This is a genomic window from Dactylosporangium sp. NPDC048998 (assembly GCF_043197855.1).
Classification (GTDB): Bacteria; Actinomycetota; Actinomycetes; order Mycobacteriales; family Micromonosporaceae; genus Dactylosporangium.
In genome coordinates, this window is record NZ_JBICTV010000096.1 from 1 (window position 1) to 1,861 (window position 1,861).

Annotated in this window: 1 protein-coding gene; it reads right to left on the reverse strand. The window is 63.9% G+C overall.

What is annotated here, in order from left to right:
- A partial coding sequence (locus ACGFI8_RS47955; protein WP_392815809.1) for an acyltransferase domain-containing protein occupies positions 1 to 1,848 on the reverse strand: 1,848 nt, incomplete at its 3' end.
- Positions 1,849 to 1,861: the final 13 nt, after the last annotated feature.

A 1,861-nucleotide genomic window follows, 5' to 3' on the forward strand; every position in this document is an offset into this window, starting at 1 on the left:
GGCGCTGAGGAGTGGGTGTTCGGTGGGTGTCAGGCCGGTAGCGGTCAGGTCGGCAGTACGGGTGGGTTCCAGCCAGTACCGCTGATGCTGGAACGGATAGGTCGGCAGATCCCGACACGCGACAGTCCCAGCCGGATACGCCACCGACCAGTCCACCGCCGCACCACTGACCCACAACTCAGCCGCGTTCAGCCAGAACCGGTCAAGATCACCATCATCACGCCGCAACGTCCCGACCACAACAGCCTCATCCAACGCCTCCTGCATCGCCATCGCCAACACCGGATGCGCACTGACCTCAACAAACCGCCCGAACCCCGCCCCAGCCAACGCCACCACAGCCTCATGGAACCGCACCGACTGCCGCAAATTCCGGAACCAGTACTCCCCGTCCAGCGACACCTCCAACCACCGATTGTCCACAGTGGAATAAAACGGCACCCGCGCCCGCCCCGGCCGCAAACCCTCAAGCTCCGCAATGAGACGCTCCCGAACCGTCTCAACCTGACTGGAATGCGACGCATAATCCACAGCGACCCGACGAGCCCGGACCCCCTCCAACCCCGCCAGCTCCACCACCCGATCGACCTGCTCCAACGACCCCGCAAGCACCACCGACGCCGGCCCGTTCACCGCCGCAACCTCCAACCCCCAACGCCCGGCCTCCCCCACCGGCACCGCCACCGACACCATGCCACCACCGCCCGCCAACTCCTCGGCAATGACCCGACTCCGCAACACCACCACCCGCACCGCATCCGCCAACGACAACACACCCGCCACACACGCCGCAGCAATCTCACCCTGCGAATGCCCCACAACAGCATCAGGACGAACCCCATACGACTCCCACAACGCCGCCAACGACACCATCACCGCAAACGACGCCGGCTGCACCACATCAACCCGATCAAGCCCAGCACCACCCAACACGTCAAACAACGACCAATCCACAAGCTCCGACAACAACCGATCACACTCAGCCATCCGAGCCGCAAACACCTCCGACGACGCCAACAACCGCACACCCATACCAACCCACTGCGAACCCTGACCCGGAAACACAAACACCACACCACCACCCGCACCCGCAACACCCGTCACCACATTCGCGCCACCCAACCCCACCAAACCCCCAGCCGCCCCCGCCCGATCCCCCACCACCACCGCACGCCGCGGCCACACCGCACGACCACCCACCAACCCCAAACCCACACCAGCCGGATCAGCACCAGCCAACACACCCGCAACACCACCAGCCAACACACGCAACGCATCATCCGAACGCGCCGACAACACCAACGGCACCACCCGATCCACCACCGGCAACGACTCCACCTCAACCGGCGCCTGCTCAACAATCACATGAGCATTCGTCCCACTCACCCCGAACGACGACACACCAGCCCGACGAACCCGATCCACCACCGGCCACCCACGCACCTCAGTCACCAACTCAACCGCACCACTACTCCAATCCACCTCCGACGACGGCGCATCAACATGCAACGAAGCCGGCACCACACCCTCACGCATCGCCATAACCATCTTCATCACACCAGCCACACCCGACGCCGCCTGAGTATGACCAATATTCGACTTCACCGAACCCAGCAACACCCGACCACCACCAACCCCATACACCCCCAACAACGCCTGCACCTCAATCGGATCACCAAGCCTCGTCCCAGTCCCATGACCCTCCACCACATCAACCTCAGAACCCGACACACCAGCAACAGCCAACGCCCGCGCAATCACCCGCTCCTGCGCCACACCCGACGGCGCCGTCAAACCATTCGACGCACCATCCTGATTCACCGCCGAACCCCGCACCACACCCAACACCCGATGACCCAAC